We start from the raw sequence: 25899 nt of genomic DNA, 5'->3' as shown, positions 1-25899 counted from the left end.
TCGTCCTGCGTCCTGCCTGGCTTGCCTGTTGTGCTTGCCTGCTGCCTGGCCGCACATATAAGCCAGATCATAGCACGATTGAACTCAATTTTCCTTAGTGCCTTGTCAAATGGATTTGGTTCGCGGGAATTCAAGCAGCCATGGAAAACGAACCCTTGATCGACGACGCGCTGAAAAGCGAGCTCTCAGGGCTCTACCGGGCACAAGGCCGCCACTACCACAACCTTGCCCATATCGAAGCGATGCTGGCGCTGGCTGGCGACTATCGAAGGTTGCTGGCCGATCCAGAGGCGATCGAAGCGGCGATCTGGTTCCACGATGCCGTCTATGACAGCAAGGCCAAGGACAATGAGGCGCAAAGTGCCGCCCTTGCCGAAAAAAAGCTGGCGGGCCGCGCAGATCCTTCACGTATCAACCGCATCTCGGCAATGATCGTCGCCACCGCCACGCACCAGGTGCCGCCGTTCGACGACGCGACGGCCACACGGGACGCAAGTCTTTTCCTGGATATGGACCTGTCGATCCTGGGTGCCGCACCGGACGCCTTCGACGCCTATGAGCGCGCCGTGCGGCGCGAGTACCACTGGGTGGAGGAGCCGATGTGGCGAGCCGGACGCAGTGCGGTCTTGAAGAGTTTCCTCGCCCGCCCGCATATCTTCCACACGCAAGAGTTTCGCCAGCGCTTCGAACCGCAGGCCCGGGAAAACATCGCGCGATCGCTGGCGGCCCTTGCAAACGGCTAAGGACAATCAGGATAGGCGCCTATCACGATGCCAAGCAGCCTCGTCCCCGACTACGGCACTGCTTCTCGCTGCCCGGGCCCTCCGCTCAGAGCGGATTTTCGGCATAGAACTCCAGCACGCGCTGCTTGAAGGTCTTGTCCCCGACGGCAAGCATATGATCGCGGCCCTCGATGTGGAAGGCCCTGGCGTTCGGCATCAACGCTGCAAGCTCATCGGGCGAGCCGCCTATGTCGTCGGTCGTGCCGACTGCGACCAGCGTCGGCTGGGCGATGCGGGCAACATCCTGCTCGCTCAGCAATTCGCGCGATTTGGCGATGCAAGCCGCCAAGGCACGGCGATCGCTGCGGGTCTGGTCGGCGAAGGCGCGAAACGACCGGCCGCGCGGATGGCTGGTCGCGGCCGGATCTTCGGCAAGCAGCGCGTCGGCAATCGGATCCCAATCGCCGACACCGTCGATCATGCCGATGCCGAGGCCGCCGAAGACCAGCGTCGCCACCTTGTCCGGATCGGACAGCGCCATGAACGCCGCGATGCGCGCGCCCATCGAATAACCCATGACGTGGGCGCGCTCGATGCCGAGATGGTCGAGCAAGGCAGTGGCATCGGAGGCCATCTTGACCGGCGTATAGTCGGCCTCATCATAGCTCTTGGACGACGCGCCGTGGCCGCGATTGTCAAAGGCGATGGCGCGGTAACCGGCATCGTTCAGCGTCTTGAACCAGCCGGGCGACACCCAGTTGACATAGTGGCTCGAAGCGAAGCCGTGGATCATCAGCACCGGATCGCCCTCGCCCGATTCCGGCTGGCGCTCGAGGAAAGCAAGATCGAAGCCGTCATGGGTGAAAAACTGCATCAGCGACCCCGCTTGCGCACTCAACCGCCACCGCCATTGGGTGCATCGCCATTGTCGGCCGGCGGCATGCCGGGGCCGGACACCGTGCCCACCGCCGGATGGCGCAAAAGGTCGCCATACTCGATGCCGTTCCTGGCGGCAGTGCCGGCCTTGAGCTCGAGCACGAAACGCACCGGTACACCAGGCGAAATGACGGCGTCTGATTGCGGCTCGCCGTGCTTGACCGCCCGGATCTTGCCATCCTGGCCGACAAAAATCAGATCAAGCGGCATCGGGGTGTTGTGCATCCAGAAGCCAACCTGCTGCTGGACCTCGAAGACGAACAGCATGCCGTGGTTGTCCGCCATATCCTGGCGATACATCAAGCCAGCCTCGCGCTCCGCGGCGGTGTCGGCGACTTCGATGGAGAAAGAGCGATCACCGCCTTTCGTCACCACGACCAATGGCGCTGGATCGGCCGGAAGGATCATTGCCCGGCTGTCCGCCGAGGTTGGCTTTTCGGAATAGAAGTAACCACCGGCGGCGGCGACGAAGGCAATCGCGCACATCGCGCCCGCGGTCAGCCAGTTCCTGTAAGCCATTCGAGATCCTCGGCCGGAAACGCCCTAGTGCGAGACCGGCAAGGTCCCCATATCGGGGTGAATTTCGGCGGCCATAAGGCCTTTGTCGCCGCGCCCGAAACGAACCAGCACGACCTGTCCGGGCCGAAGCTCGGTGACACCGTAACGGCGCAAGGTCTCCATATGGACGAAGATGTCCTCGGTACCCTCGCCGCGGGTGAGAAAACCAAACCCCTTGGTGCGGTTGAACCATTTCACCAAGGCGCGTTCGAGACCGCTCTCCGGCGTCACAGCGACATGGGTGCGCTGCTCCTGCATCTCGGCCGGGTGGACCGCGGTGGTGACATCCATGGAGAGCACACGGAAGGCCTGCAATCCGCGCTCGCCATGCTTGACGAGGCAGACCACGCGTGCGCCTTCCAGCGCCGTCTGAAAGCCGTCTCTTCGAAGACATGTCACATGAAGGAGGATGTCGCCCGAGATGCCGTCATCCGGGAGGATGAAACCATAACCCTTGGCCACATCGAACCACTTGATGGCGCCGGCTACTTCGAGCAGATCAGAAGCGTCGCCGCCTTCGTCACGCTGCAAGGCGTCGCCAAGGGTTCCGTCCCGCCCCATGAAAGAGGCCTTTTCCCCCATAAGAATGCCCCCTCTTTTCAAGAACACCGCAACTGATTCTTGCCAACAGATTAACACTGCGGCTTCCGGTGTGTGCAAGACCTGCCGTGCCTTTTTTCACGGTTCATTGGGGCAATACCGGATTTGTTCTTTGCCGGCATTGCGCACCGCCGCACGATTGCCCTTTGACAGGGCCGACCCTATGTTGCGCCGCAACGCAATTTATCGAGGAAATCACATGCGCTATCTGCACACTATGATCCGCGTCGCCGACGTCGATGCCTCGCTCGACTTCTACTGCAATAAGCTCGGCCTCAAGGAAGTACGCCGCTACGAAAACGAGCAGGGCCGCTTCACGCTGATCTTCCTCGCCGCACCGGAAGACGAGGAGAGCGGCATCAATGAAAAGGCACCGCTGGTCGAACTGACCTACAATTGGGATCCCGAAGACTACAAGGGCGGGCGCAATTTCGGCCACCTCGCCTACGAGGTCGACGACATCTACGCCACCTGCCAGCATCTGATGGACAATGGCGTCATCATCAACCGGCCGCCGCGCGACGGTAACATGGCTTTCGTCAAGTCGCCGGACGGCATCTCGATCGAGCTTTTGCAGAAAGGCCCGGCCAAGGCCAAGGCTGAGCCTTGGGCTTCGATGGCGAACACCGGAAGCTGGTAGCCGATCACGCTGTCTTGAGCGGACAATGCCAGGCTGACGGCCCCGCTACCGTTTGGTTTTTCAGGGGCGGCGCCTATCTGTCTGGCTGAGGCGCCAGGCTTGGGCCGGCGCCCAGCCATGCAAAAGGGCGCTTGCCCAGGAGAATTCATGCCGACCAGCCATGCCGACGTCGCCACCGAACATGCCAGCCGCTACCTGCAGCAGTTGTGCAAGCACTGGGCACACAAATTCCCGGTCGAGTTCGATCCCACCCATGGCACCATCGATCTCTCAATAGGCCGTACCGTCATGGCTGCCGATGCCGCAGCGCTGCATATCACGGTGTCGACTGAAGAAGCAGGATCGATCGAGCGCCTGGAAAGCGTTGTCGCCGATCACATCAAGCGCTTTGCTTTCCGCGAAGAACTGACTTTCGACTGGAAGCCAACTCCCGCCTAGCCGGCGAACTACTTCTCACCGGCGTGTGCGGCCATCTCCAGCAGCGCCTGCACCGAGCGCCAATTGCGCGCGGTACCCGGCACTTTCAGCGTGCGCGGGATCAGCCCGGCAAACACCGATTTGCCCAGCCCATTCGGTGCGCTGAGGTAGAGCACATCGCCCTTGATCTCGAAGCGTTCGGGGCCGGTGCACTTTTCGGTCAGCCGCGCCACCTCATCGGCGGTCGGCTCGCGTTCCAGCACATAGGCGTGCAGCTTCGTGTGGTCCGCGGCAATTTCCGGATAGGGATTTTCGCGCACCAGCTTCTCGAACCAGGAGAGATCGCGCACCATGATGCGCGAATGGAACCCCCATTTCTTCTCGAAGGCTGCTTCGAGCAGTTTCGCCAGTGCCGCCGCGTCGCCTTTCTTCGCCCGGAACACGGCATTGCCGCTCTGCACGTAGGTGGCGACGTCGGAAAAGCCGAGGCCCTCGAAGAACGACCGCAGCTCCGCCATCTTGACGATGCGGTTGCCGCCGACATTGATGCCGGAAAACAGCGCGACGAAGATTTTTCCCGGATCAATCATCCGATCGCTCATATGATGAACCCGGCCAGTGTCTCGTTGTCGGTGATGTCCTGATACTGAACGCCCTCGGCCTCGAACTTCGCCTTGAGCCGATCGAAATTGCGACGGTCCCTGGTTTCGATGCCGATCAGCACCGAACCAAAATTGCGCGCCGATTTCTTCAGATATTCGAAACGGGCGATGTCGTCGTCGGGTCCGAGCAGTTCGAGGAAATCGCGCAGCGCGCCCGGCCGCTGCGGAAAACGGATGATGAAGTATTTCTTCAGACCCTCGAAGCGCAACGCCCGTTCCTTGACGTCCGGCAGCCGCTCGAAATCGAAATTGCCGCCCGAAACCACGGCAACGATGGTCTTGCCCCTGATCTCCTTCTTGGAGAAATCCTTGAGCGCATCGATCGCCAGCGCGCCGGCCGGCTCCAGCACGACGCCTTCGACATTGAGCATCTCGATCATGGTGGCGCAGAGCCTGTTTTCCGGGATTAGCCGCACCGTGTCGGCCGGAAAATCCTTGAGATGACGCAACGGCTCGCGGCCGATCTCGGCCACCGCGGCGCCATCGACGAAATTGTCGACCTTGGCGAGCTTGAGCCGTTTCCCCGCCGCGAGGCTCTCGCGCAGGCTCGGCGCGCCTGCCGGTTCGCAGAAGACGAAGCGTGCTTCCCTGCCCTGATCGGCGAAATAGTGGGTGACGCCCGCGGCAAGTCCGCCACCGCCGACCGGCAGCATGACGATATCGGGCATGCGGGCGCCCGGCATCTGGTCCGCGATCTCGTAGGCGACGGTTGCCTGGCCCTCGATGATGTCCTTGTGATCGAAAGGCGGCACCATATGGGCGCCGGAACTGTCGGTGAATTCCAGGGCAGCGCGATAGCAATCGTCGAAGAAATCGCCGACCAGTCTGATCTCGATGAAATCGCCGCCGAACAGCCTGGTCTTGTCGATCTTCTGCTGCGGCGTCGTCACCGGCATGAACACGACGCCTCGCCTGCCGAAATGGCGGCAGACGAAAGCAAAGCCCTGCGCGTGGTTGCCGGCGGACGCGCAGACGAACAGTTCGGCCTCGTTGCCGGCCGCCAGTGTCTTGCGGAAGAAATTGAAGGCGCCGCGGATCTTGTAGGAGCGGACCGGCGACAGATCCTCGCGCTTCAACAGCACCCGCGCACCGGTCTTTTTCGACAGATAGTCGTTTTCCTGTAGCGGCGTTTCAGGGAAGATCTGGCGGATCGCGGCGGCAGCGGCAGCAACGCGGGAAGAGAAACTGTTCATCGGAAACCACCCCTGGGGAAAATCACCTTGCGTTGCATGCTGTCCGCGGATCTCTATCATTAATCGGGTCGCGAACGTTCGGTTGTTGAGCGCCATGACCAGGTGCGGCGCGAGCCCGCCTATCACATATCCGGCTCCCCAGCGCCATCGTCCATCATTTACGTCCTTCCGGGGGAAATTTTGCGAAATATTTTCAGCTACTTGCGGGTGCATTCTCATGCCCCCTCGCATCGGGCGGTATGAAATCGCTATCTCCGCGGGGATTGGAGGGCCGGCGGCGACGCCGCTCATTGCGCACATCACGCAGCCGTTTCCCGCCATTTTGGCTTTCGCGCAACACTGCGATGGCCGCAGCGGGGCGCCGATCACATTTCGACTCGACAGGACTTAGTTCTGCCGCACTCTGCCTGTCCGGGAGGTATCGTGAGGATAGACAGGCCTTTCGGCCGGAGTTGGAAATTCAGGCGTGCCTTTGAAGAAGATTTTTACCGTTGTCCTGGCCTTGTTCGTCGCCGGCTGCGCCGGCCAGCAAACACAGGAATTGCTTGGCAGCGCCATGGTGTCGGCGCCGGTGACGGAGATCGCCGGCAACCACTCGATCTTCATCGCCACGACGCGCAAGAAATCCGACGATCCCAACAAGGTTTTCGACGGCGAACGGTCGGCGACGCTGAACTATGCCCGCGTCAACGTCACCGTTCCGGGGCTTCACAAGACCGGCCAGATCGAGCGCCGCTCGCGCGGCAAGTCGGACGACCCGGCCAAATATTTCATGGCCTCCGAGGTCGTCGGCTACGACACGCAGCCGAAATTCTCCAGCGCGCTCAACGCCGACATCGCGGCGCGCGGCGGCCGCGTCATGGTCTTCGTGCATGGCTACAACACCGGCTTCGATGCCGCCGTCTATCGCCTGACCCAGATCGTCCATGATTCCGGCTATCCCGGCACGCCCGTGCTGTTTTCCTGGGCATCGGGCGCCAGGACCACCGACTATGTCTATGACAAGGAAAGCGCCAGCGCTGCCCGCGACCAACTGGAAGTGACGCTCAGGATGCTGGAGCAGTCCGGCGCGCGGCGCATCGACATCGTCGCACATTCGCTCGGAACCTGGGTCACCATGGAAACGCTGCGCCAGATGGCCATCACCGGCGATCGCGATCTCGGCGGCAAGCTCGGCGACGTGGTGCTGGCTTCGCCCGACATCGATGTCGACGTGTTCAAGAGCCAGATGCGGCGCTATGGCAAGCCCGACAAGCCGTTCATCCTGCTGTTGTCGGACGACGACCGTGCGCTGCGGCTCTCCGGCCTGATCGCCGGTTCACGGCCGCGTGTCGGCGACTACAAGGATGCCGCCGATCTTGCCTCTTATGGCGTGACGGTCGTCGACCTGTCCAAGGTCAAGGGATCGGATAGCTTCAACCATACGAAGTTCGCCGACAATCCGACGCTGGTGAAGATGATCGGCCAGCGGCTGCGCGAGGATGACGGCTTTGCCAGCGACCGTGATGTCACCGACCGCATCAGCCTGCTTGGCCAATAGGTGCGGTCTCGCGGCCATGCCTGCCCGGCATCGCGGACGTATGGATTCACTTTGAACTGGACCGCGCCGGTCGCTGGCCTTATCGGAATAGCCAGCGACGTCACGCGTTTGACGTCCCCTTTTGCGGGAGCCTGCGTGTGACCGTGCGTTCGAAGAGCTACCTCGTCGTTGCATTGGCGCTCGCTGTCACCGGCTGCGCTGGCGGGAAAACGCACGACCTGCTCAACAGGACGACGGTCTCGGTGCCCGCATCCGACATCGCGGCCACGCATGAAATCTTCGTCGCCACCACCCGCCAGAGGGCAACAAAAGAGCCGCGACAGGTTTACGACGGCGATCGCTCGCTGACCACCAGCTTTGCCCGTGTCGACGTCACCGTTCCCAAAAGCCATCAGGTCGGCGCCATCGAGCGGGCCAAGGGATCGGCAAACAGCAATCCTGCCAAGGATTTTACCGCCAAGGACGTCACTTTCTATGAGGGCGCGCCCCAGTTCGCCAAAGCGGTCGGCGCCGACATTTCCATGCGCGGCGACCGTGCGCTGGTTTTCGTGCACGGCTTCAACAACGGTTTTGACGACGGCATCTACCGGCTGACGCAGATCGCCCACGACACCAAATATCCCGGCACCCCGGTGCTGTTCTCCTGGGCTTCGAGCGGCAAGACCACGGGTTACATCTACGACAAGGAAAGCGCCAACGCAGCGCGCGACGACCTCGAGGCGACGCTCCGGATGCTGGCCAAGACAAAGGTCAAGAGCATCGACATCATCGCCCATTCGATGGGAACCTGGGTGACCATGGAGGCGCTGCGCCAGCTTGCCATCACCGGCGACCGGGATCTCGGCGGCAAGCTGGGCTATGTCATCCTGGCCTCGCCCGACATCGATGTCGACGTCTTCAAGAAGCAGATGATCCGCTACGGCAAACCCGACAAGCCGTTCGCCATCCTCCTCTCTGCGGATGACCGGGCTCTCAAGCTCTCGTCCCTGATCTCGGGCGACAAGCCGCGCGTCGGCGACTACGGCAACGCTGCAGACCTCGCCAGCTATGGCGTGTCGGTGGTCGATCTTTCCCAGGCCAAGGGCGGCGACCGCCTCAACCACGCCAAATTCGCCGACAACCCGATGCTGGTGCAACTGCTCGGCGACCGGCTGCGGGCGCCGGCGGGCCTCGCCTCGGACGAACCCGACCCGACACAGCTCAAAAATCTCGGCCAGGGCCTCGGCAAGGCCGTCGGCTCGGTCGCAGAGATCGTCATCACCACGCCGTTCAAGGTGCTGACCATCGCCACCGGCGGGTGAGCCGGCGGGCGGCATTGGCCCTAGGATTGTTGAGATTCGAGAACCGGAGCGGAGCGTACTTAAGTACGTGAGCACCGGAAGCGCAGAAAATCGCTACTTGCAGGCCGGCATGGCCTGAATAGCAACAATCCTAGACGAACAGATCGACCTTCTGGAATGTCGTCACATCGATCAGGCCGACGTCCGAAATCCTGAGCTCCGGAATGACGACCAGCGCCAGCAGCGAGTGCTGCATGTAGGCGTTGTTCAGCGAACAGCCCATCTTGCGCATCGCCTCGGTGAGCTTCTCGGCCTTGGCCGCGACGATTTCCGCCCGTTCGTCCGACATCAGGCCTGCGATCGGCATTTCGACCAGCGCCAGTTCCTTGCCCTTGGAGAACAGCACGACGCCGCCACCGACCGCGCCCAGACGGTTTACCGCCAGCGCCATGTCCTGCTTGTTGGTGCCGACGCAGATGATGTGGTGGGCGTCATGCGCTACGCTGGACGCCATGGCGCAGTCGCCCATATAGCCGAAGCCCGAAACGAAGGCGTTGGTGACGCCGCCCGTGCCCCTGTGACGCTCGACCAGCGCGATCTGGCAGATGTCGTTGCGGCGGTCCATTGCGACCAGCCCGTCCTCGACCGGCAGATCGGCCTCCAGCGCGCGCGTCGGCGCCTGGTTCTCGATGACGCCGATGACACGCACCCGAACCTCGTTGGCGCCCTTGGGGGCGGCGATATCGAAGTCGTCGCCCTTCAACTTCTTGCCGAGCTTGACGGTGTTCTTCGCCGTCCGGGGGTAATCATAGGCCGGAATGTCGATTTCGAGCTTGCCGCCCTTGGCCACCCTGACGCCGCGTGCATAGACCTCGTCGATGGTCATTGCGGCGAGGTCCGAGACGATCAGCAGGTCGGCCAGCCGGCCCGGCGCGATCGAGCCGATCTCGCGCTCCAGTTTGAAATGCTGGGCGGTGTTGAGCGTCGCCATCTGGATCGCCGTCACCGGCTTCAATCCCTGTTGGATGGCGTGGCGCACCACGCGGTCCATATGGCCCTCCTGGACCAGCGTGCCGGAATGGCTGTCGTCGGTGCACAGGATGAAGTTGCGCGGGTCGATGCCGCTCTCCGTCACCGCCTTGATCTGCGAGGCGACGTCGTACCAGGCCGAGCCCAGCCGCAGCATCGCCTTCATGCCCTGGCGCACGCGGGCGATGGCGTCCTCGGCGCGCGTGCCCTCATGATCGTCCTCGGGGCCGCCGGCGACGTAGCCATGGAACGGCAGGCCGAGATCGCGCGAGGCATAATGCCCGCCGACCGTCTTGCCTGCATGAACCGTCGCCGCGATCTCGCCCGACATCACCGGATCGTTGGCGACGACGCCGGGAAAGTTCATCACTTCGCCCAGGCCGATAATGTTCTCCCAGGTCATCGCTTCCGCGACATCGGCGACCGTCAGCTCGGCGCCGGCATGTTCCAGCCCCGGCGCCGAAGGCACGCAGGACGGCATCTGCACATGCACGTTGATGGGCATGGCGACCGCTTCGTCATGCATCAGCCGCACGCCGGGCAGACCCAGAACATTGGCGATTTCGTGCGGGTCGATGAACATCGAGGTGGTGCCGTGCGGAATGACGGCCCGGCAGAACTCGGTCACCGTCACCATGCCGCTCTCGACATGCATATGCGCGTCGCAGAGGCCGGGCACCAGATAACGCCCGCCGGCATCGACCACCTTGGTGCCCTGGCCGATTGCATGGCTGGCATTCGGCCCGCAATAGGCAAAGCGCCCGCCGGCAATGGCGATGTCGGTGCCGGCGATGATCTCGCCCGAATGAACGTTCACCCAGCGGCCGTTGCGCACGACCATGTCAGCGGGTTTGCGCCCCACGGCGACATCGACCAGATGTGTCGCCATCTCGGTCCACGGTCTGGGTTTTGCGGGCGTTGCTTTCGTCATTGGCGATTCCTCGGTTGCCGCCAGTCTCGCAAATGTCGGCGGGCGCCGCCAGAGCCGTCGGTCCGACATACCGCGTCAGGGCGAGCTTGTTGACTAATCCGGCTGGAAGGCGATGCTGACCGCGAACCGAACCATATGAGGGAAGACATGACCCGTTTTTGGAAAGCGTTCGCCATCGTTATCCTGTTCGCAGCGTCGACCACTTCTGCCGTGGCCGAGGAGCGTTGGCAGACCTTGCCGGAACCAGCGGCCATGCCCAAACCCGATCAGAGCGGATACGCGCCGGTGAACGGCATCCAGATGTACTACGCCGTTTTCGGCGCGGGCGATCCGGTGCTGCTCATCCACGGCGGCCTCGGCCACGGCGACATCTGGGCCAGCCAGGTGGCCACGCTTTCCAAGACGCACAAGGTGATCGTCGCCGACAGCCGTGGCCACGGCCGCTCCACCCGCACCGAGCAGCCCTATGGCTACGACTTGATGGCGTCGGACTATCTGGCGCTGCTCGACCACCTGAAGATCGACAAGACCGCGCTTGTCGGCTGGAGCGATGGCGGCATCATTGGTATCGACATCGCACTGCATCATCCGGAGCGGCTGACAAGGCTGTTCGCGCAAGCCGCCAACGTAACCACCGACGGCCTTGATCCGGGCGTGATGACCAACAAGACCTTTACCGCCTACATCGACCGCTCCGGCCGCGACTACAAGAAGATGTCGAAAACACCGGACCAGTATGACGCCTTCGTGGCGCAGATGAGCCACATGTGGGAGAGCGAGCCGGCGTGGAGCAAGGAACAGCTTGCCGAGATAATCACGCCGACGGCGATCGTTGCCGGCGACCACGATGAGGCGATCAAGCGCGAACACACCGACTATATCGCCTCCGCCATCCCAGGTGCGAAGCTGATCATCCTGCCCAACGCCAGTCATTTCGCCATGCTGCAAGCGCCGGATGAATATAGCCGGGCTGTGCTGGACTTCATCGATGCCAAATAGAGGATTCTGTACGGCGACAGGGGGATTGCGATTGCGGCGAATGCGGTTATCCTTCTGACGAGGATCTTTCTGAACCGTCATTTCGGGGAGTTCGATGCGTCGACTGATGGTCGCTAGTGCCGGTTTCCTTGCCGTTCTGGCCGTGCCGGCTTTTGCAGCCGACCCGGCGGTCGACGTGCCGATGACCGCGCCCGGATTCGACTGGACGGGCTATTACGCTGGTCTGCAGGCCGGCTATGGCTGGGGCCAATCCGATATATCGGTGACAGAAGGTGCGCCGTTTTCCATCGCGCCCGACATTGACGGCGGTTTTGTCGGCGGCCACGTCGCCGGCCTGTGGCAATTCGACCAGGCGGTGCTCGGCGCCGAGGCGGATCTCAACTATTCCTCGGTCGGCGGCACGACGGTATCGGCGCTGGGAAGCACATTCGGCACCGACATCAAGTGGTTCGGGTCGGTCAACGCCAAGGCGGGTTACGCCATGGACCGCCTGCTGGTCTACGGCATTGGCGGCGTCGCCTTTGCCGGCATCGAAACATCGCAAGTCGCGGGTCCGGCGTTCGACAGCACGCGCACGAATGTCGGCTGGACCGTGGGTGCCGGCGTCGACTACGCGCTGACCGACAAGTTCGTCGTCGGCGCGCAGTATCGCTACTATGATTTCGGCTCCGAGCACTACGAGGTGGCAGAACCCTTTAACGATCGCGATCAGAACGTGAAGCTGAATACGGTCGGGATCAATTTGAGCTACAAGTTCTGACCAGGCCCACAATCGCGACGCTGCCGGCCCAGGCGACCACTTGAGGGGCTCTCTTCATGGAAGGGTGGCCGACGCTCCCAGTGGGCGGGGGGAATGGGTTGGGCCTGAGAGGCGCCGGCCTTGGCGGATCAAATCCACCACAAGGCATCCTACCACTACCCGCCGCGCCGATAATTCCGTGATCGCGCCAGTATCATCAAGCCGCCCGGTCTGTTTGCACGTTCGGCGAACGCTCAACAACACGACTTGACGGCCTGTGTCTGGCGTCTGAAAAGGGCTGGCCTGCGGACGTGGCGGAATTGGTAGACGCAAGGGACTTAAAACACTTCTCTCGCGCATACCTGCGGCTCGTCAGTTCTGCTGTTCTTCGGCCGCTTCGTTTTCGATGGCCGCGCGCCGAACTACCTCGGGAGACACATGCATGATGGTAATATCGAAAGTCCGATACGCCTCATCTGGCGTGATGCCGCTTTCGATTTCCGCCTTCGTCATGCCGTCCTTCAGTTGCTCGTTGCGCAGTTTAGTCAAGATTGATCCAAGCCCATGGTGATGGCCGAAACTCGGCGCGATGTATTCGCCTGAGGGCGTCCAGCCGCCGAAGTGCATCGCAACATGCACATCGTGGAGTTCCTCCGGATCAGACCTGCTAATCCTGACTAGCTCTTTGATGAGCTCGTCAATTGCAGCTTTGGTCATGTATGCGGTTACCCCCATGACATCCAATCGCAGCGCCAAGCTGTGCGGTCCGGCCGACATCTTTTTCGCTGGTTTTTTCGTTGGTCGCCTAGCCATGCTTAAATTGCCTCTGTTCCGTGATGCGTTCGATCCTTTGGGAAGCATGGTGCGGGCGGCGGGACTTGAACCCGCATGGCCGAAGCCTCCGGATTTTAAGTCCGGTGTGTATACCAATTTCACCACGCCCGCGTACGCCGCAGACTTAGGCGGCGCCGACTTATTTGGAAAGCGAAAAAGGCATTTCCCACATACGGTAACCCAGTGGGAATTGAGTGGGAAACTCCCACACTTCGAGGGACGATGTGGGAGGGCTAGACGCTCAGAACCCTTGGCCAGCAACAAACCAAGCAATCGCGCAAGGGACTTAAAATCCCTCGATCTCTGATCGTACGGGTTCGATTCCCGTCGTCCGCACCACCCTTCGCTCTTCGAGCTTCGGGTGGCAGGCCACCTGAAGCTCGGCAGGTTCGTTCAGGTGCACCAATTTCACCGGCTACCGCTTTGTTGGCATCTCTACGCCTCGAACACTTTCTCAGTGAACCATTCCGCCAACCTGGCAAGCTCCGGCCCCAGCACGCGATCGGCGCCGACAGGCGGCACGATAGCTCTGATTTGATCGACGAAGGAACGCAGTGCCGGCGGCGGCGTCCGTTCGGTGACGTGCAGCGCCTGCGAGGCGATCATTGCCAGCATCGCCATGGCGGCATCGACGCAGCGGCCGGCGGTCGCTTCCTTGGTCCATGCGAAGAACGCCGTCGTGGCGACGTCGTCCTGCCCCGCGCCAGCCGATTCCGTGCCCGGAATGAAGGTACGTTGCGCCGCCAGCTTGGCCTGTTCGAGATAGCCGGTGATCGCCATCGGCACATAGCCGACATTGCCATGGCCATCGCTGTCGGCTGAGTGACGTCCGGTCATCAGCAGATCCGGCAGCAGCGACACCTTGCCGTTCAGAAGCTTCGAGGCGTGGCGGTCGCAGAGCAGGCAGATGTCGGCCCATATCGCCGCCAGATCGTCCAGCGCCGGCGTTGCCATCGCATTGTGATAGCCGCCGGTCGAGATGCAGCGGCCGAGCCGATGTGCATCGTCGGGCGGGATGTAGACGGGATTGTCCGATATCGAGGCCAGCGACACATTGGCCGCCCGCTCGGCCGTCGCCAGCGCACGATGCGCCTGGCCGAGGACGCGCGGCACGATGCGGTAGCTGACCGGCGCCTGATAGTTGCGTCGCCCATCGCCGGCGCCAACCAGAAACTCCCGCAATCCCTGCAGGGCAGCCGTTTCATGCTCATCGCCCCAGAGCGTGTCGAGCGCCGCGTCATAGTGCTCGAGCGGCGCGCGAAACGCTTCGATCGACAGCGCGAACACTTTTTGCGCCATGCGGATGCGGCGGCGCCCCGCGAGCGCTGCGTCGGCCACCAAAGCGGCGGCGCAGGGCGAGCCGTTGATGAGCGAGCCGCGTTCCTTGACCTCGAGGTCGAAGCGCGTCGAAAGTTCTGCAAACAAGGGATAGAGCGCCAGGATCTCACCGGCGCCGCCCTGGCCGGAGGCCGGCACGACAGGCATCGGCCCACCGTCGAGCATCGCGGCCACGGCAAGCGCGATGCGCGGCGTGGTGGCGGCGTTGCCCTCGATGAAATTTGTCAGACGGGCAAGCACGATCGCCCTGACCACGCGATCCGGCAAGGGATCGCCGAACGAGGTGGCGGCGGCAAACGCCTTGATGCGCGCATGGCGATCACGCTCGTCAGGTTCGAGCTTTCGGCTTGCCAATTCCCCCATGGCGGTTGTGACGCCATAGATGACCGGTGGCGGATCGGATTCAATCAGCTTCAGAAACGAGGCGCGGCATTCGGCGATGCGCTGCAAGGCCTTCTCGCTGATCTCCACCGTGTCCTTCTTCCAGGCGACGCGGAAGACAGTGTCGAGGTTGATGTCGTCACGCGTCGACAGGCTAACTGGCATGCTTCACACCATCGGAAATAAGGGACCTAGTAGAGTGGTTCCTCGAACAGCGTCTTGTCGCCGTCGACCAGCGCCTTGATCTGCGCGGTGCCGTCGCCGGCAAGCGCAAGACGGATGCCGAATGGCCGCACCCGCATGTCGTTCTGGATCGCCATCCCCTCGCCTTCCGGCAGATAGAAGCGCTCGATGCCATAGTCCGGCGCGATGGTCGCCTCTTCGCCGCGAAGGTCCCAGCCTTCGGCGATGTGGCCTAGAATATCGGCCTCGTCGGCGGTTGCCATCGTTGGCGCCTTGCCGAACCAGGCGGCCGTCGGCTGCCAATAGCCGTCGGCGCCCTTCTTCAGGCGCACCACAATCGACGTATCGTCGCTTGAAAATTTGTCGGGCGGAATGTTGGCGATCATTTTCACCGGTATGCGTGAAATCTCGTAGCCCAGGATAATATAGTCGCCGCGCAGGAGGTCGCGCGGATCGACGGGTTCGACCTTCAGCAGCACTTCCTTGCCGTTGCGCAGGATCGCCGCCCGGCCGGCGATGATCCAGCTCAGGAAGCCTATCTGGACGAGCGCCACCACCAGCGCCGAGATGACAAGCCTTTTCCCGGTGATCATGCCGTGGCTCCCTTGGCGTCTGGGCCCTTCATGCGTTTTTCCACGCGGATGATGACAACCGCGAGGATGCCGAGCAGCACCGCGGCGGCCAGGAAGAAACCGGCCGTATCGAGCATCGATTGCAGGGTCACGACATAGATGATGGCGAGTTCGAAGGCGAAGCCGAGATAGGCAAGCCAGCGTAGCCCACGGTGCCCCCGTCCTGCCAGCACGATCGCGGCGACAACACCGGCCAGCGCGATCGCCGAAGCGAGGGCAAAACCGCTGTTGTAGGTGCTCTCGTCGGCGAGTTCGAACTGGATCATTGCGAGGCCGGTGAGGAAGCCGAGCAGCGCGTGCAAGGGCAAGCGGCCGCCGAGTTGCACGACCCGGTCGACCGGGCCAGGCGCGAAGACCGAGGCCGCGAACAGCAGCGCCGAGGCGACGACCAGCGGGATCGCCACCTGCAGCGTGTCGTGGTTGGTGACCAGCAGCATGAGATAGAACAGCACCGACAGGATAATCAGGTGGCGCGCCGCCTGGCTGCGGGTCCAGAACGAGACGGCAAACAGCACGATCGCCATCATGACGAAGCCGTGCGGAAAATCGCTGCGGCTGTAATAGTCGAAGCCTTTGAGGAACAGCCAGGCATCGGCGATGCCGACCGAAGCCACCGTCAGCGGGTTCGATCGCAGCGCAACCGCCGCCAGCGCCGTGCCGGCGCCCCAGGTCACCAGAGCCGAGGCCTCGTCGCCCGAGAGATGATACATCTGGCCGATCAGCGCGATCGAGCCGCCGAAAGCCGCGGCCGCCACGATCCACAGCGCTTCCCCGATTGCCGCATGGTCGCGGGCCTTCAGCACCGCGCCGCCGACATAGCCGCCAAGGATGACGGCAAACAGCGCCGCCACGCGCGCCAGCCTCGGGATCGCGTCCCAATTGGCGGCGACGAAAATCAGGATGGCAGCGCCGAACAGCAAGGCGGCCATCATAGCCAGGATCGAGCCGAAGCTCAGCGACTTGCGCTCGTTGGCCTCGACATCGCGCGCCAGCGAATCGGCCGTCGCGGGGTCGATCATGCCGGCCTGCTGCCAGCGCGCGATATCCGCCCTGACCCGCGACGAATAGCTCGCCATGCTGCTTCTCCCCCAGTTTGGTCTTTTTTGCAGCCGATCCGGTCAAGCCGTTGGCGCTAAGGCATTTTCCGATTCGGGTTTCTTTGTGTCAGGTCCGTGAACGCGCGTTAATGCTGCATTGCACAATTTGCATTGCTGCCATGCAGCCATAGCGCTTTTAAATCGATATGGGTCCGCCTATTTATAGTTCGTACACAAACGGAATGATCCGCAAGAAAGACGAAACGAGAACTACCATGAACCTGATCCGCAACTACCGCAACTGGCGCCGCTACAGGGACACCGTGTCCGAGCTGAGCCGCCTGAGCAACCGTGAACTGACCGACCTCGGCATCAGCCGCAGCGACATTCCTTACGTCGCTCGCAAGGCGGTCTAATTCTTCGGACCGCGAATGGTCCGAACCAGTTTTGAAAAAGAGAACGACAATGAACCTGATCCGCAACTATCGTAACTGGCGCGTTTATCGCGAGACGGTTACCGAGCTGGGTCGCCTTTCGAACCGCCAGCTGCATGATCTCGGTATCGTCCGCGACGAAATCAAGATCATCGCCCGCCAGGCGATCTAGACGGAATTTCGCCAGGGTCGACCTCCTCCCCGACCTTGACGAATACGGTCACCCCTTACCTCCTCCCAAGGGTTGACCACCAAAACGGCGCCCGCCGCACCTCCTCCCGCGGCGGGCGTTGTTTCCCGGCAAATCGAATTTTGCCCCAAAGGTTTCGCTCCTTTTCAAACAGCGAAAGAGTTTTCGTCAAAGCCGACCTCCTCCCCGGCGATGACGAATCGGCCCGACCTTCACCTCCTCCCGAGGGTTGGCCACAAAAACGGCGCCCGCCGCACCTCCTCCCGCGGCGGGCGCTGTTTCCCAGGGGCAAGACGAATTTTGCTCCAGAGGTTTCGCCCCTTCTAAAAATGGCGAAAGGAATTTCGTCAAAGCCGACCTCCTCCCCGGCGATGACGAATATGGCCGGCCTTCACCTCCTCCCGAAGGTCGACCCCAAAAACGACACCCGCCGGACCTCCTCCCCCGGCGGGTGTTGTTGTTTTCAGGAGGCGCTCCCATCAGCAGCTGTTTGCCCCGCACCGCGCACGGCAATTGCAATCGCCGCACCAAGCGATTATTCCGGCGCTCATGAGCAAAAACCCAATCCACATCATCGGCGGCGGCCTCGCCGGTTCCGAAGCCGCCTGGCAGGCAGCGCAAGCCGGCGTGCCCGTCATCCTGCATGAAATGCGGCCCGTTCGTGGCACCGATGCGCACAAGACCGATAGCCTGGCCGAGCTCGTCTGTTCCAATTCCTTCCGCTCCGACGACGCCGACAACAACGCGGTCGGCCTGTTGCACGCCGAAATGCGGCTGGCCGGCTCGTTGATCATGAGCGCCGGCGACGCCAACCAGGTTCCGGCCGGCGGCGCGCTGGCCGTCGATCGCGACGGATTCGCCGATGCCGTGACGAAAAAACTCGAAGCACACCCGCTGATCACCATCCGGCGCGAGGAAGTGCCAGGTCTGCCGCCGACGGATTGGGACCAGACGATCGTTGCCACGGGTCCGTTGACCGCCCCCGGGCTTGCCCAGTCGATCGCGGAAGCGACAGGCGCCGATGCGCTCGCCTTCTTCGACGCCATTGCGCCGATCATCCATTTCGACACGATCGACATGAATACCTGCTGGTTCCAGTCGCGCTACGACAAGGTCGGGCCAGGCGGCACCGGCAAGGACTACATCAATTGTCCGATGGACAAGGACCAGTACCTTGCCTTCGTGCAAGCGCTGGTCGACGGCCAGAAAACCGAATTCAAGCAATGGGAAGGCACGCCCTATTTCGACGGCTGCCTGCCGATCGAAATCATGGCCGAGCGCGGTGTCGAGACGCTACGCTACGGGCCTATGAAGCCGATGGGGCTGACCAATGCCCACAATCCGACGGTAAAGGCCTATGCCGTCGTCCAGTTGCGGCAGGACAATGCGCTGGGCACGCTCTACAACATGGTCGGTTTCCAGACCAAGTTGAAGCATGCCGAGCAGGTGCGCATCTTCCGCACTATACCGGGTCTCGAAAACGCCGATTTCGCCCGTCTCGGCGGCCTGCACCGCAACACCTACATCAACTCGCCGACCTTGCTCGACGCTTCGCTGCAACTGAAGTCGCGGCCCGGCCTGCGTTTCGCCGGCCAGATCACCGGCTGCGAAGGCTATGTCGAAAGTGCGGCCATCGGCCTGCTCGCCGGCCGCTTCGCCGCAGCGGAGCGGCTCGGCCTTGCTCCGTCCCTGCCGCCGCTGACCACGGCCTTCGGCGCTCTGCTCAACCACATCACCGGCGGTCATATTGTCTCCGATGACGAGCCGGGAAAGCGCTCATTCCAGCCGATGAATGTCAATTTCGGCCTGTTCCCACCTGTCGAAGCTCCGAAGGCCGAGGGCAAACGCATGCGCGGCAAGGACAAGACCGTTGCCAAGCGGCACGCCATCACATCGCGTGCGCAGGCTGATTGCCGAGAATGGCTAGGGCTGCCGGCACAAGCGCAAGCCGCCGAGTAGTCCATGGCCAAGCACTCCGAGCTGCACCAGCTTCTGCCGTCGGACCTGCCGCCGAGTGGCGAACCTTTCGCCGGCGACTACGAAATTTGCTGGAGCATCTATGTCAGATGCACCAACCTGCGGAAGCTGCGCGAAGTTCATATACCCGCTATCGAGGCGCTAATAGGTCAGCCTCACGGGGGCCAAGGTTGGCTGTACGAAAATGAAAATTACAATGAGAACCGTGATCGAAGCTTGAAGAGAATCATTGCCGTTCAGCCTGTCGAAGGTCCCTACAATGACCGGCTAATTCTGGATTTCATGAAAGCGATCTATTCGCTGTCATCCTTCTGGGCGATCCAAGCCCGTCTGGATCCCTCACATCCTCATGGCGTCTACCTCAGTGCACGATTCACGCAGGAGGCTCCCAGCTCGGAGGCGCCGGCTATTGTCGACGCGCTGGTTGAGTTCGAAGCCAATTTTACAGATTTGGGGGGCCATGAATTCGGCCGGCATTTCGGCACAACTCGGCGCATTAGCGCCACCATGCCGGATGGTTCGGAAGCCGGCCGGGCGAAACCCAGGCGCTAGGACCTCATCGTTGGCCGCACGGATGAAGCAGGATACAATCCCACTTGCTGTCCAATGGGAGCCGTTCCACGGAATTCGCCGAGAAACTTTCTGTCACAGTCACGCCAGCAATGGCCCGCCTTATCCGCCAAAAAGTCGAAGACGGCTCTTTCGGCTCGGCGAGCGAAGTCATCCGCGCGGCGCTCCGGGCCTTCCAGCGCGAGGAAGAGGAGCATGCCGAGCGCCTAGCCGCGATCCGGGCCAAGATAAAGGCTTCGATCGAAGATACGCGTCCCGCTATTCCGCTGGATCACGCCATCGCGCAAGTGAGGGAACGAATCGCGCAATTGGCGTACGACAGCGATGACGACGGACCCTCCTGACATAAGAAGTTCTACTCCGCGGGCTCGACACCCACGCTTGGCAATCCCGGCTTCCCCGCCTCAGCAGGATTTCGCCTGACATAGGCAGCCTTCAAACTCTCCGAAGTCTCGCGCGAGCCGTCATGGCTCCAGCCGGGAGGCTTGATCAGATAGTTCAGGCGATCGCTCAAGGTCAGACCGGGCGCAAAGGCATCCCTGAACATGCCGATCCATTCATGGAATGCCACCTTCAGCGGATTGAAGGTGCCGAGATTCCTGACGATGCCGTAGCGCGGCCGGTCTTCTTCCAGTTCCCCGACGAAGGTGCCGAACATGCGGTCCCAGATGATCAGCGTGCCGGCATAGTTGGCGTCGAGATAGCGCGGATTGGTGGCGTGATGGACGCGGTGGTGCGAAGGCGTGTTGAAGACGAACTCGAACCAGCCCCACATCTTGCCGATGGTCTCGGTGTGGATCCAGAATTGCCAGACCAAATTGAAGCCGAAGGTGAAGGCAATCACCGCCGGGTGGAAGCCGAGCAGCACCAGCGGCGCCTGCAGCACGAACATGAAGGTGAACAGGCCCGTCCAGCTCTGCCGCAGCGCCGTCGACAGATTGTAGTGCTGGCTGGAATGGTGGTTGACGTGTTCGGCCCAAACCCAGCGCACCCGGTGCGCGATGCGGTGATAGAAATAGTAGCGCAGATCATCGAGCAGGAAGGCCACCAGAAAGACCCAGATCGACAGGCCGAGATTGAAGACGCGGAGCTGCCAGAGCCACAGCAACGCCCAGTAGGACACGACGCCAAGCAGCAGCCCAGCAACGACATTGCCGGTACCCATCATCAGGCTGGTCAATGTGTCGCGCGTTTCGAACGAACCCTTGGCACGGCCGGTGCGCACCAGCCAAAGCTCGATCAGGATCGCGACAACGAAGAACGGGATGGCCAGTTGAGTGACCTGCGGAAAATTGTAGTCGTCCATCATGCCGCCTCTCCGCCGAAACTCTGCGGCTCAAGCGCCTTCAGCAAGCCTTGCGCATCCGTTGCGCTGGCAAAGCGGAAGCGGCCGCCCTTCCAGGTGAAATCGGCGAGCCGCAGCGAGACCGTATTCCCGTCTCCAGTGTCCAAAATCGTGACATCTTGAGGCGTGACGATGCGGGTCAAGAAGCAGTCGCCTACGCTGTGAACGATTCCGAAGCGCCCTCGCCCGATATCCAGGAACGCGGTCCCGGCATCTGCTGTCAGGCGGACCGCCGCCACGATCTCGTCGGGAAAATCCTCGGCGAATCGGCTCACTGCCTGATCGGTGCCACTGAGCGTCGCCGTCTTGCTGCCGCCGGTGAAATGCACCGCGGCAACCGACAGCGCGATGCCAAGGGCGACGATCGCAACCAGCAAAGGCAAGCTCATTGAATGGGTATCTCCTCCGGCCGGCCTGTCGTCTATGGCGACAGTTTTGGCGCGGAGACTTCTTAGCACGGTTGACGTTTACGTCAAAGTGCTGGCCACCCCTTGCTCGCGCGGCGCAGCAACAGCCAATGCCGGCGCAAGGCCGACAGCCGCGCCACGCCTTCGAGCGGCGAGCCATTCTCCATCTTGCCGAGATAGGCGCGCGACAGGGCCAGCGGCAGGAATGCCGGGCGCAGCGAGACCGGGAGAGCCGGTGCGCCTTGCTCGAAGGCGGAAAGATGTTCCCGTGCCAGCGCCATCATCGCCGCCACCGCGCGTTTGGCGCCGGGTCCGCCGTCGCCGGTGACGAATTCTTCCGGCGACGATCCCGCTGCCGCCAGAATGTCGGCCGGGACAAAACATTGTCCGCGCTGGCGGTGCAGCGGCAACAGCAGCAGCAGGCCGGTCATCGCCTGTGCGCAGCCTGCCCTGCCCGCCAGTTCGGCAAAGCGCGGCGCCTCGCCGGGGTCGAGCACCATCGCCGCAAGCTGGATGAGCGCTGCGGCCGTCTCGCCGCAATAGCCTTCCAGATCGGTGCGCGACGGCATCGGGTCGTCGTAGAGGTCGAAGATGCGCGCATCGAGCATGTTCTCGAAGGCCGGCTTCGGCAGGCCGAATGTCGCTATCGTAGCGTTCACGGCTTCGGCAGTGGGATGGCCGGCGCCGGCCTCGCCGCCGGCGGCAATGACATCGCGCCACCATTGCAGCCGCACCTCGCCCGGTAGCGCCTCATGGATGCGATCGCGAATACCTGATATCTCCGCGTTGAAGGCGTAGAGTGAAAACAGCGCGTCGCGCTTGCCGTCCGGCGCGTAGAGCGCGGTCAGATAACGATCATGATCGGCGGCGCGCACCGCGTCCATGACGATTTCAGCGCTTCGAGACATGTCAATCGACGGCAATGAGCGCGGCGGCCACGGCGCGCTCTTCCGCCAGAAGGACATTGTAGGTCCGCACCGCGGCCCCCGTCGACATCGGGTCGGATGCAACGCCGGCGGCCTTCAGCGCGGCCCGCAATGCAGCGGGCAACGGCCGAAGATCCCTGCCCATGCCGACCAGCAGGATCTCGATCTTGTCGGCCTCGGACAGCAGCCTGTCAAAATCCGCCACCGTCAGCGCCAAGGGGTCCACCGGCTCCCAGCCATGGATGCCGGATGGCAGACAGAGCAGCGAACCGCGATGCGACATGTCGGCAAAGCGGAATCCGCCATTGCCGTAGGCTTCGATCGGCGCGCGGCCCGGGAAATGCGCCTCGCGGATGACGATGCCTTTGCTGGTCACCGTTAAACCTCTTCGGGGGCGCGCGTCAGGTCGCGACCGCCTTGCCGCCATTGACCGGCTTCTCCTCGTCGGCCGTAGCCTGCGGCCGCAGTTTGAACAGGATCAGCAGCGGGGCGGCGATGAAGATCGACGAATAGGTGCCGAAGATGACGCCGAACAGCATGGCCATGGTGAACGAGCGGATCACCTCGCCACCGAACAGAACCAGCGCCAGCAGCGCCAGGATCGTCGTCACCGAGGTCAGCGTCGTTCTCGACAGCGTCTCGTTGATGGCGTTGTTCAGGAGTTGCGGCAGCGGCATGCGCTTGTATTTTCGCAGATCCTCTCGGACACGGTCATAGACCACGATCGTATCGTTCAGCGAATAGCCGATGATCGTCAGGATCGCCGCCAGTGACGACTGGTTGAACTCCAGCCCGGAGATGACGAAGAAGCCGAGCGTCATGACCACATCGTGCACCGTCGCCACGATGGCGCCGACCGCGAACTGCCATTCGAAGCGGAACCAGACATAGATCAGGATACCGAGCAGCGCGATCAGCATGGCGATCGTGCCTTGCTTGGCGAGCTCGCCGGACACGGTCGGTCCCACCACTTCGACGCGGCGGAAGTCATAATTATCCTGCAGCTCGCCGCGCACCTTGTCGATGACGGTCTGCTCGGCATTTTCGCCACCATCCTGCGTCCCGACGCGGATCAGCACGTCGTTCGGCGTACCGAACTGCTGCACCTGGACTTCACCGATGTTGAGTTCGGTCAGCCGCGCGCGGAGGTCGGCGAGATCGGCATTGCCGCTCTTGGCCTGCACTTCGATCAGCGAACCGCCCTTGAAATCGATGCCGTAGTTGATGCCGACGGTCATGAACAGCACCACCGACAGGATCGAAAGTGCGCTGGACAGCGTGAACGTCCAGCGACGGATGCCCATGAAGGGGATCTTGGTGCCGGGGGGAACGAAGGTCACCGGCGCCTTCGGCAATTCCTTCGGGCGAGCCCGGCGCAGCCAGATCGAGACCAGCAGACGGGTGAAGGTGAAGGCGGTGAAGACGGTCGTCAGGATGCCGATGGCATAGGTGATGGCAAAGCCCTTCACCGGACCGGTACCAAGATAGAACAGCACCACGGTGGCGATCAGCGAGGTGATGTTGGAATCGACGATGGTCGCCAGCGCCTTGGTGAAACCGGTATCGATCGCCTGGATGACCGAGCGGCCGGCGCGCCGCTCCTCGCGGATGCGCTCGTAGATCAGCACGTTGGAATCGACCGCCATGCCGATGGTCAGCACGATACCGGCGATACCAGGCAAGGTCAGCGTCGCGCCAAGCAGCGAGAGCACGCCGACGATCATCGCCACGTGCACCGCCAGCGCGATGTTGGCGAGAAAGCCGAGGAAGCCGTAGGCGACGAACATGAAGGCAACGACGAGGATAGAACCGATGATGCCGGCGACCTTGCCGGCATGGATCGAATCCTGGCCAAGGCCCGGACCCACTGTACGTTCTTCGATCACCGTCAACGTCGCCGGCAGTGCGCCGGCGCGCAGCAGCACGGCGAGATCGTTGGCGCTCTGGGCGGTGAAATTGCCGGAGATCTGGCCGGTGCCGCCAAGGATCGGCTCGCGGATCTGCGGCGCCGAAATCACCTGGTTGTCGAGGATGATGGCAAACAGCTTGCCGACATTCTGCGCCGTGGCCTGACCGAAGCGCGCCGCCCCTTTCGAATCGAAGCGGAACGACACCACCGGCTCGTTGTTCTGCGAATTGTAGGTCGCCTGCGCATCGACGAGGTTTTCCCCCGAAACGATGACGCGGTTCTCGATCAGATAGGGGACGGGCGGATCGTCCTGCGAATACAGGACCGACGAACCGGCAGGCGGACGGCCGTTGAGCGCGTCCTGCACCGGCATCGACTGGTCGACCATCTGGAAGGTCAGCTTGGCGGTCTGGCCGAGGATCTCCTTCAGCCTCTGCGGGTCCTGAAGGCCCGGCACCTGGACGAGGATACGATCATCGCCCTGCCGCTGCACGATGGGTTCGGTCGTGCCGAGTTCGTTGACGCGGCGCTCGACCACCTCGATCGACTGCGTCAGCGCCGTCGATGTGCGGTATTTGATGCCGGCGTCGGTGACGTTGAACTTGAGCAGACCGGGTTCGGAATCGTCGAGCGTCATTTCCTGCACGGAACCGCCGGTGAACAGGCCGGCGGCGACCGGATCGGTCAGCGTCTTCAGCGCCGTCTTGGCGGCATCGATCTGGGCGGGATCGGTAATGCGAACCTGCAGGGTCCGCCCGGTGCCGGCAAGGCCGGTATAGCCAATCTTGGCGTCGCGCAGCAGCGTGCGGATTTCGTCGCGCGTCGTCTCCAGCCGGTCCTTGATCAGATCGTTCTGGTTCATTTCCAGCAAGATGTGCGAACCACCCTGCAGGTCGAGGCCGAGCGTCATCTGCCGCTTCGGCACCCAGTTGGGCAGTTGCGCCAGCGTGCTGGCGGAGAACAGGTTGGGCGCGGCGAGGATCACCGTGATGGCCACGGCCACCCAGATCAGGATCATCTTGAAGCGCGAGAAATACAACATATGGCGTCGTCCGTCAGAGCGTGTCCGCGGATCGCTCCGCCTAAAATTGGATTATTTCTTGGCGTTCTGGTTAGCCACCGGCTCGCCCTTGACGCGCACATCGGCGATCGTCGAGCGCAGCGCCGTCACCTTCAAGCCATTGCCGAGGTCGACCTCGAGCTCGTTGTCGTCGATCACCTTGGTCACCTTGCCGACGAAGCCGCCGCCGGTGACGACCGTGTCGCCGCGACGGACCGCGGCCAGCATCTCGCCGCGCTTCTTCAGCTGCGTGCGCTGCGGCCGGATGATCAGAAAATACATGATCACGAAAATCAGGACAAACGGCAAAATGCTGATGAACATGTCGGGAGAAGCGCCGACGCCTTGGGCGTATGCCGGTGTCACGAACATCGAGGTACTCCTGAATTTTGAAAACAGCCGCCAATCTGGCGGCCCCTTGAAATTTGGC

General features: G+C 62.4%; 28 protein-coding genes and 1 tRNA gene. 12 read left to right on the top strand and 17 right to left on the bottom strand.

What is annotated here, in order from left to right:
• Positions 1–140 precede the first annotated feature (140 nt).
• Positions 141–743 carry an HD domain-containing protein gene (locus tag MESCI_RS17805; protein ID WP_013531332.1) on the top strand — a complete coding sequence of 201 codons (603 nt, stop codon included), beginning with the start codon at positions 141–143 and terminating at the stop codon, positions 741–743.
• A gap of 85 nt (positions 744–828) precedes the next feature.
• Here the strand turns inward: MESCI_RS17805 and MESCI_RS17800 are convergent, their stop codons facing one another.
• The 3 genes from MESCI_RS17800 to MESCI_RS17790 are packed head-to-tail and all read right to left on the bottom strand — an operon-like array spanning position 829 to position 2798.
• Positions 829–1596, bottom strand: coding sequence for an alpha/beta fold hydrolase (locus tag MESCI_RS17800; protein ID WP_063172307.1), 768 nt, complete (start codon positions 1594–1596; stop codon positions 829–831).
• 20 nt (positions 1597–1616) lie between these two features.
• Positions 1617–2177, bottom strand: a complete 561-nt coding sequence (locus MESCI_RS17795; protein WP_013531330.1) for a DUF192 domain-containing protein — start codon at positions 2175–2177, stop codon at positions 1617–1619.
• Between the two features lie 24 nt (positions 2178–2201).
• Complete coding sequence (locus MESCI_RS17790) at positions 2202–2798, bottom strand: cold-shock protein (RefSeq protein WP_013531329.1); 597 nt, start codon at positions 2796–2798, stop codon at positions 2202–2204.
• Positions 2799–3015: 217 nt separating this feature from the next.
• Here MESCI_RS17790 and gloA point away from each other — a divergent pair, with 217 nt between their 5' ends.
• A complete protein-coding gene (gloA, locus tag MESCI_RS17785) occupies positions 3016–3456 on the top strand; it encodes a lactoylglutathione lyase (RefSeq protein ID WP_013531328.1) in 441 nt (146 codons plus the stop codon).
• Positions 3457–3603: 147 nt separating this feature from the next.
• Positions 3604–3894, top strand: a complete 291-nt coding sequence (locus MESCI_RS17780; RefSeq protein WP_013531327.1) for a DUF2218 domain-containing protein — start codon at positions 3604–3606, stop codon at positions 3892–3894.
• Positions 3895–3902: 8 nt separating this feature from the next.
• On the opposite strand, the gene MESCI_RS17775 is transcribed toward MESCI_RS17780, so the two are convergent.
• Together MESCI_RS17775 and ilvA are read right to left on the bottom strand one after the other, a co-directional pair.
• Positions 3903–4463 (bottom strand): DUF1697 domain-containing protein, encoded by a 561-nt coding sequence (locus tag MESCI_RS17775; RefSeq protein ID WP_013531326.1) that lies wholly within the window; start codon positions 4461–4463, stop codon positions 3903–3905.
• A gap of 8 nt (positions 4464–4471) precedes the next feature.
• Positions 4472–5728: a threonine ammonia-lyase IlvA gene (gene ilvA, locus MESCI_RS17770; RefSeq protein ID WP_013531325.1), complete on the bottom strand. Its 1257-nt coding sequence runs from the start codon at positions 5726–5728 to the stop codon at positions 4472–4474.
• Between the two features lie 466 nt (positions 5729–6194).
• Between ilvA and MESCI_RS17765 the strand changes: the two genes are divergently transcribed.
• On the top strand, positions 6195–7268 hold the full coding sequence (locus tag MESCI_RS17765) for an alpha/beta hydrolase (RefSeq protein WP_013531324.1): 1074 nt from the start codon (positions 6195–6197) through the stop codon (positions 7266–7268).
• A 137-nt stretch (positions 7269–7405) separates the two neighbouring features.
• On the top strand, positions 7406–8569 hold the full coding sequence (locus MESCI_RS17760; protein WP_013531323.1) for an alpha/beta hydrolase: 1164 nt from the start codon (positions 7406–7408) through the stop codon (positions 8567–8569).
• 130 nt (positions 8570–8699) lie between these two features.
• Here the strand turns inward: MESCI_RS17760 and ade are convergent, their stop codons facing one another.
• Positions 8700–10508 (bottom strand): adenine deaminase, encoded by a 1809-nt coding sequence (gene ade, locus MESCI_RS17755; RefSeq protein ID WP_013531322.1) that lies wholly within the window; start codon positions 10506–10508, stop codon positions 8700–8702.
• Positions 10509–10655: 147 nt separating this feature from the next.
• Between ade and MESCI_RS17750 the strand changes: the two genes are divergently transcribed.
• Together MESCI_RS17750 and MESCI_RS17745 are read left to right on the top strand one after the other, a co-directional pair.
• Positions 10656–11507, top strand: coding sequence for an alpha/beta fold hydrolase (locus MESCI_RS17750; RefSeq protein WP_013531321.1), 852 nt, complete (start codon positions 10656–10658; stop codon positions 11505–11507).
• A gap of 94 nt (positions 11508–11601) precedes the next feature.
• Positions 11602–12267, top strand: a complete 666-nt coding sequence (locus MESCI_RS17745; protein ID WP_013531320.1) for an outer membrane protein — start codon at positions 11602–11604, stop codon at positions 12265–12267.
• Between the two features lie 351 nt (positions 12268–12618).
• On the opposite strand, the gene MESCI_RS17740 is transcribed toward MESCI_RS17745, so the two are convergent.
• From MESCI_RS17740 to MESCI_RS17720, 5 genes are all read right to left on the bottom strand, one after another.
• On the bottom strand, positions 12619–12963 hold the full coding sequence (locus MESCI_RS17740) for a hypothetical protein (RefSeq protein ID WP_164919925.1): 345 nt from the start codon (positions 12961–12963) through the stop codon (positions 12619–12621).
• Positions 12964–13106: 143 nt separating this feature from the next.
• Positions 13107–13191: transfer RNA gene (locus MESCI_RS17735), tRNA-Leu, on the bottom strand.
• 324 nt (positions 13192–13515) lie between these two features.
• A complete protein-coding gene (locus MESCI_RS17730; protein ID WP_013531318.1) occupies positions 13516–14964 on the bottom strand; it encodes an aromatic amino acid lyase in 1449 nt (482 codons plus the stop codon).
• Positions 14965–14990: 26 nt separating this feature from the next.
• Entirely contained in the window at positions 14991–15575 is a 585-nt protein-coding gene (locus tag MESCI_RS17725; RefSeq protein ID WP_013531317.1) for a GDYXXLXY domain-containing protein, read from the bottom strand.
• Positions 15572–16690: a DUF2157 domain-containing protein gene (locus MESCI_RS17720; protein ID WP_013531316.1), complete on the bottom strand. Its 1119-nt coding sequence runs from the start codon at positions 16688–16690 to the stop codon at positions 15572–15574. The genes MESCI_RS17725 and MESCI_RS17720 overlap by 4 nt, the downstream gene beginning before the upstream one ends.
• Before the next feature lie 236 nt (positions 16691–16926).
• On the opposite strand from MESCI_RS17720, the gene MESCI_RS17715 reads away from it, so the two are divergent.
• The 5 genes from MESCI_RS17715 (at position 16927) to MESCI_RS17695 (ending at position 20166) form a co-directional block, all read left to right on the top strand.
• Positions 16927–17067: a DUF1127 domain-containing protein gene (locus tag MESCI_RS17715; RefSeq protein ID WP_013531315.1), complete on the top strand. Its 141-nt coding sequence runs from the start codon at positions 16927–16929 to the stop codon at positions 17065–17067.
• A gap of 49 nt (positions 17068–17116) precedes the next feature.
• Positions 17117–17257: a DUF1127 domain-containing protein gene (locus tag MESCI_RS17710; RefSeq protein ID WP_013531314.1), complete on the top strand. Its 141-nt coding sequence runs from the start codon at positions 17117–17119 to the stop codon at positions 17255–17257.
• 567 nt (positions 17258–17824) lie between these two features.
• Complete coding sequence (trmFO, locus tag MESCI_RS17705) at positions 17825–19234, top strand: methylenetetrahydrofolate--tRNA-(uracil(54)-C(5))-methyltransferase (FADH(2)-oxidizing) TrmFO (RefSeq protein WP_013531313.1); 1410 nt, start codon at positions 17825–17827, stop codon at positions 19232–19234.
• 3 nt (positions 19235–19237) lie between these two features.
• On the top strand, positions 19238–19804 hold the full coding sequence (locus MESCI_RS17700) for a hypothetical protein (protein ID WP_013531312.1): 567 nt from the start codon (positions 19238–19240) through the stop codon (positions 19802–19804).
• A 44-nt stretch (positions 19805–19848) separates the two neighbouring features.
• A complete protein-coding gene (locus tag MESCI_RS17695; protein WP_013531311.1) occupies positions 19849–20166 on the top strand; it encodes a type II toxin-antitoxin system ParD family antitoxin in 318 nt (105 codons plus the stop codon).
• An 11-nt stretch (positions 20167–20177) separates the two neighbouring features.
• Here the strand turns inward: MESCI_RS17695 and MESCI_RS17690 are convergent, their stop codons facing one another.
• The 6 genes from MESCI_RS17690 to yajC form a co-directional block, all read right to left on the bottom strand.
• The gene (locus MESCI_RS17690) at positions 20178–21128 is read right to left on the bottom strand and encodes a sterol desaturase family protein (protein WP_174299088.1); all 951 of its coding nucleotides are present in this window, start codon (positions 21126–21128) and stop codon (positions 20178–20180) included.
• Positions 21128–21556, bottom strand: coding sequence for a hypothetical protein (locus MESCI_RS17685; protein ID WP_013531309.1), 429 nt, complete (start codon positions 21554–21556; stop codon positions 21128–21130). Before MESCI_RS17685 ends, MESCI_RS17690 begins: the two co-directional genes overlap by 1 nt.
• Positions 21557–21639: 83 nt before the next feature.
• On the bottom strand, positions 21640–22482 hold the full coding sequence (locus MESCI_RS17680) for a phytoene/squalene synthase family protein (RefSeq protein ID WP_164919924.1): 843 nt from the start codon (positions 22480–22482) through the stop codon (positions 21640–21642).
• 1 nt (position 22483) lies between these two features.
• Complete coding sequence (locus MESCI_RS17675; protein WP_050580472.1) at positions 22484–22927, bottom strand: Mth938-like domain-containing protein; 444 nt, start codon at positions 22925–22927, stop codon at positions 22484–22486.
• Positions 22902–25451 (bottom strand): protein translocase subunit SecDF, encoded by a 2550-nt coding sequence (gene secDF / locus MESCI_RS17670; RefSeq protein WP_013531306.1) that lies wholly within the window; start codon positions 25449–25451, stop codon positions 22902–22904. Before secDF ends, MESCI_RS17675 begins: the two co-directional genes overlap by 26 nt.
• A gap of 51 nt (positions 25452–25502) precedes the next feature.
• Positions 25503–25841 (bottom strand): preprotein translocase subunit YajC, encoded by a 339-nt coding sequence (yajC, locus tag MESCI_RS17665; RefSeq protein ID WP_013531305.1) that lies wholly within the window; start codon positions 25839–25841, stop codon positions 25503–25505.
• Between the last annotated feature and the right edge of the window lie 58 nt (positions 25842–25899).

The sequence above is a fragment of the Mesorhizobium ciceri biovar biserrulae WSM1271 genome, from assembly GCF_000185905.1.
GTDB classification, from domain to species: domain Bacteria; phylum Pseudomonadota; class Alphaproteobacteria; order Rhizobiales; family Rhizobiaceae; genus Mesorhizobium; species Mesorhizobium ciceri.
This window is presented reverse-complemented; position numbering and strand designations above follow the sequence as displayed.